Origin of the sequence: Shewanella hafniensis (genome assembly GCF_019655335.1) — a bacterium.
GTDB classification, from domain to species: Bacteria; Pseudomonadota; Gammaproteobacteria; order Enterobacterales; family Shewanellaceae; genus Shewanella; species Shewanella hafniensis.
The window spans coordinates 1-5,243 of record NZ_BPFD01000139.1 but is presented as its reverse complement, the minus strand read 5'-3'; the positions used below and the strand labels follow the sequence as shown (position 1 = coordinate 5,243).

Here is a 5,243-nt window from a genome sequence, read left to right as displayed (position 1 = left end):
TGTAAAGAGTGCACTTATAAAAAATGCATTTGTAAAAAGTGTACTTATTGGCAATGTATTTATAAAAACGTATTTATCAAAATTGTGCTGATAAAAAAGGGAGCTAAGCTCCCTTCTCTTCTGTAACGTTATGTTATCTCACCGATAGGCTGATACGTTAAGTACAAGCAGCTTAGGTTAAGATTTTGAACAAGTGCGCTTTCAGTCTAGCAAAATCTGCGGGTAACTCTGCAGATAAAATTGTCTTAGTCGCCACCGCCTCAAGCTCGGCCGGTAAGGGTAAGTCTAGCTTTAGCTCCCTATCTACGACATCCTTAAACTTAGCGGGATGCGCCGTCCCTAGAAATATGCCCACTTCGTCGGGCACTAAGGTTAAAGATAATGCCTTAGCCGCGATCGCCGCATGGGGCTCAGACACATAACCTTGAGCATATAACTCGGCTAATGCCTGTGAGGTTTGCTCCTCGGATAAACGGATCCCCACTAAGTTACTCAGTGGCCAGCCTAACTTCTCACAAATCGCTTCCACCCGCGGCCAGTTACTGGGCTCACTCACATCCATCGCATTGGACATAGTCGCTTGAGTCGGATTGGGCTGCCATTGACCATTGTCTAAGTAACGCGGCACAGTATCATTCGCATTGGTTGCGGCGATAAAGCGTTTAACCGGTAATCCCATGGCTTTGGCAAATAAACCTGCGGTGAGGTTGCCAAAGTTACCACTTGGCACTGAAATAACTGGATCGGCTTCATGGCGTTGTTTAGACTGGGCAACCGCTTCAAAGTAATAGCAAATTTGCGCGAGTAAGCGGCTGATGTTGATAGAATTTGCCGAGTTTAAGCTCAGCCCATCACGCACCTCTGGATCATCAAAGGCGCGTTTAACCAGATCTTGGCAGGCATCAAAGTCAGACTCGATAGCGACTGTGTGGATATTTTTGCCTAGAGTCGTGAACATCTTCTCCTGTAATTCGCTAATTTTGCCCTTAGGATAGAGCACCACCACATTGACTTTCTCAAGCCCATAAAAGGCATCAGCCACCGCAGCGCCTGTGTCACCGGAAGTCGCAGTCAGAATGGTTAAGCGAGTATCGCCGACAAAGGCATTGACGCATTGCGCCATAAAACGCGCCCCAAAATCTTTAAATGCCAGAGTAGGACCGTGAAACAGTTCGAGGCAAGCGCGCTGCTCATCGACGGCAACCAAAGGTAACTCGAAGTTAAAGGCACGCTCAACCAGTTCATCGACCGCATCTTGGCCTAATTCAGAGGCAAGCCATGCACCGAGCACTTTTTTACTGCGCTCAACGAATGGCAGCGCCAGTAACCCTTCAATATCGTCTAATACGGGTATTTGGGTGGGGAAGAATAAACCTCTGTCTTTACCTAACCCCAATTGTACCGCTTCTTTAAAGCTCACTTTCTGCGAAGGGTGTTTTAAATTATATAGTTCCATGCTAACTCAACCTTTTGATGCTAAAGCTTAAATGCTAATTCTGGTGCTTAGTCTTAACTAAATTAACGATTAATCGACCCTGCGCGTGCCTTGCTCATCGAGGCGACATACATGGGCAAAGCCACCCGCCTCGGTGAGATAATGCTGCTCTAACCAGGTTTTAGCCGCATTTGCCGTGGCTAAGTCATCGGTAATCGAAAACAAGGTTGGGCCACTGCCCGAAATCCCCGTCGTCAACATGCCTAAATCGGCTAACGCGACTCTAGCATTGTCGTAACCGGGAATCGCGGCGGCGCGGTAAGGCTCGGCTAACACATCCTTTAACACGCTGATCGCAAGCTTGGCATTTTGCTGGTAAGAGGCATGAACAAAGGCACTTAAATAACGGCCAAAATCGATAGTGACACTTTTATCGTATTGATCAGGCATGAGTTTACGCATCATCGCCGTCGAGAGTGAAATCCCTGGATAGGCTACAACCCAATACCATTCTTTAAAACTCGGTATTGCTTCGCAAACTGTCCCCGGCACATTGAGCATCAATTGCATGCCGCCCAAGTAACAGGGGGCGACATTGTCATAGTGCACACTGCCGCTGATCTTACCTTCAAACTCGCCCATCAACTCCAACAAAGCTTGCTCGTTATAGGGCTGGTTAAAATGTTCATTCAAGGCATATAACGCCGCCACGACTGAACTGGCACTAGACCCTAAACCACTGCCGACGGGCAGGTTCTTTTCCAGTGTCAGTGCCACGCCTTCACCTGCTTTACCCTGTGCTTCTAAATACTCCTTATTCAGGGCGGTTAAGAAGAACTCAGCACATTGGTACACAATATTGTCTTTTGGATTATCTGGCAGTTTATGGGCCCAAGCGCCAGTTTGTGTCAGGCTCACACCCGATTCTGCCGCCGCGATAGTCACTCTATCGCCGAGTAAACTGCCGTCTATCGGCGACAAAGCAGCGCCCAATAAATCAAATCCGACTCCCACGTTCCCCATAGAGGCTGGAGCATAAACGGTCAAACTCATACGCTCACCTCACGAGTCCAATTCAAGGTTCTTAATACATCGGCAAAAGCGCCAGCGGCAGTCACTTCCGTTCCCGCGCCATAACCGCGCAGCACAAAGGGAATGGGCTGATAATAACGGCTGTAGAATGCCAAGGCATTTTCGCCGCCTTTAACACTATAAAGCGGATCTTGTGCATCGACTTCGGCGATACGCACACGGCACACACCGTCTTCAATTTGTCCCACATAACGCAACACTTTACCTTGGTCTTTGGCCTGCGCCACTTTAGCGGCAATAGCAGCATCAACCTGCGGCAAACGCGCCATAAAGCTTTCGACATCGCCTGAATCATCAAACTCGTCGGGCAATACAGATTCAACCTGCACGTCACTGAGTTCTAGCTTTAGTCCCACTTCACGGGCAAGGATGAGCACCTTACGCGCCACATCCATACCACTCAAATCATCACGGGGATCGGGCTCAGTAAAGCATTTTTCCCGCGCAAGACCGGTCGCCTCGGAAAGCGTCATACCTTCATCGAGCATGCCGAAGATAAAGGATAAAGAGCCCGATAAAATACCGTTAAACTTATGCAGTTTATCACCCGCAAATAACAGTTTTTTCAGGTTATCGATCACAGGTAAACCCGCGCCGACTGTGGTTTCGTATAAAAATTGGCGGCGCTGTTTTAAGGCTGTTTGGCGCAGTGCTTGGTAATAAGCATAATCGCGTGTGTTCGACTTTTTGTTCGGCGTGACCACATGCAAACCTGAGTTCATCACATCCAAATACAGATCCGATACTTGCTCGCTCGAAGTGCAATCCACCAGCACTGGATTAAGCAATTGTTGCTCTTTCACCCATGCCAGTAACGCTGGGATATCGCAGGCTTGCTGACTATCGGCAAGCAAGCTAGACCAGTTGCTTAAATCGATACCCGCACTGTCGAGTAACATCTTGTTCGAATTGACTATGCCACAAACACGGATACTGATGTGCTGCTCTTTGAGCATGGCAGACTGTTGTTTTATCTGTTCGAGCAGGCCCGCACCCACATTGCCGCATCCGACTAAAAACACATCTAAATATTGCTGCACATCGAAAAAGCCTTGATGACAAGCCGCCACCGCATGCTTAGTCTTACGCTGCTCGATCACAGTCGAAATCGAGCGCTCGGACGATCCTTGGGCGATGGCGATAATGTTCACGCTTGCCTGCGCTAACGCTTGGAAGAAACGCGCCGCCACCCCTTTATGGGTGCGCATGCCATCACCAATCAATGAAACAATTGCCAGCTCATGACGCATAGCGATAGGCTCAAGCAAATCACTTTTTATTTCTAATTCAAACTCTTGCTCTAAAGCCCACTTCACTTTGGCCGAATCAGACGTGGCCACACAGAAACTAATGCTGTATTCAGAAGAACTTTGGGTGATTAAAGACACAGACACGCCGCTGCGGGAAATCGCCGCTAAAGTACGGCTCGCCATGCCAACCATGCCTTTCATACCAGGGCCTGATATATCGAACATGGTCTGGTTATCTAAATTGGAGATGGCTTTAACCTGTAAGCCGGTTTCATCGGCTTGGTTTGAAACCAGAGTGCCGGGCGCATCGGGGTTAAAACTGTTTTTGATATAACAGGGAATATGGAACTGAGCAATAGGGGCAATCGTCTTAGGGTGCAATACCTTAGCACCAAAATAGGACAACTCCATTGCCTCTTGATAGCTGAGCTGAGACAAGAGTTTAGCGTCGGCAACCACCCGGGGATCCGTATTATAGACACCGTCAACATCGGTCCAGATTTCACAACTTGAAGCATCCAAACAGGCGGCGAGCACGGCAGCAGAATAGTCAGAACCATTACGGCCTAACGTCACCACTTTGCCCTGCTCATCGGCGGCGGTGAATCCCGGCATCACCCATACGCGTTTTTCACCTAATGCCAACGCGCGAAACCTTGGCTTACTCACAGCGATATCAACGACAGATTCTAACGGACGACCACGACCTAAAAATAAGGCGCGTGGGTCAAGCTGAGCCGACGTGATCCCCTTAGATATCATCACTTGTTCCATCAAGGCAGCTGATAAACGCTCACCTGCGACCACGATTTCGGCGCGGATGCCATCGGGACACTCTTGCAGTAATCCGATACCACGTAATCTATCCTGCCAGATCACTAGCTGGGCATTGAGTCCAGAAAAAAGCTGTTCGCTTTGCTCACTCGACAACACTGAGTTAACGGCGTCTTGGTACAGCGAAGTAAATACCCGCTCAACGTGCTGTAGCACAGGTAAATATTCTTCACCTTTAACGGCTACGTCGACCATTTCTAATAAAGCATTCGTCACAGTTGCAGGGGCCGATAGCACTGTGGCTACGGGTTCTAGCTTAGATGACTTGGCAACGATATCCGCAGCCATCGAGAATCGCTGCCAATTTGCAAGCGAGGTACCACCAAATTTCATTACTTTCATCTTGTTCTCCTGTACCGCGCCCGACTTAGAAATAAGAGCTATAAACAAAAAAGCCCGCTTCTTTGTGGGAAGCGGGCTCATTGTTAAAATTCTTTAGGGTGTATCAGCCCGCCCCCACTGTTGTTGTAGTGGTGGTTGTAATAATGGTAGTTACTACGAAACCTAGGCTATGCATGTGTTTGGGCTAATCCATGTTAATTTCTTGATAAACAGAATTGCTTTTTTTACCCGCGCTTGTCAACCCCTAAAATGGATTATTTATCAGCAAATCTTCACACTCGATAAAATAC

At 48.2% G+C, this 5,243-nt stretch carries 3 protein-coding genes; all 3 read right to left on the bottom strand.

Annotated features, from left to right (window positions below; translation table 11 throughout):
* Positions 1-172: 172 nt before the first annotated feature.
* The 3 genes from thrC to thrA all read right to left on the bottom strand — a co-directional run bounded on the left by thrC (position 173) and on the right by thrA (position 4,953).
* Positions 173-1,456, bottom strand: coding sequence for a threonine synthase (thrC, locus tag K5Q99_RS21255; RefSeq protein WP_220778057.1), 1,284 nt, complete (start codon positions 1,454-1,456; stop codon positions 173-175).
* A 69-nt stretch (positions 1,457-1,525) separates the two neighbouring features.
* A complete protein-coding gene (gene thrB / locus K5Q99_RS21250; RefSeq protein ID WP_220778056.1) occupies positions 1,526-2,488 on the bottom strand; it encodes a homoserine kinase in 963 nt (320 codons plus the stop codon).
* Positions 2,485-4,953, bottom strand: a complete 2,469-nt coding sequence (gene thrA, locus K5Q99_RS21245) for a bifunctional aspartate kinase/homoserine dehydrogenase I (RefSeq protein WP_220778055.1) — start codon at positions 4,951-4,953, stop codon at positions 2,485-2,487. The genes thrB and thrA overlap by 4 nt, the downstream gene beginning before the upstream one ends.
* Positions 4,954-5,243: the final 290 nt, after the last annotated feature.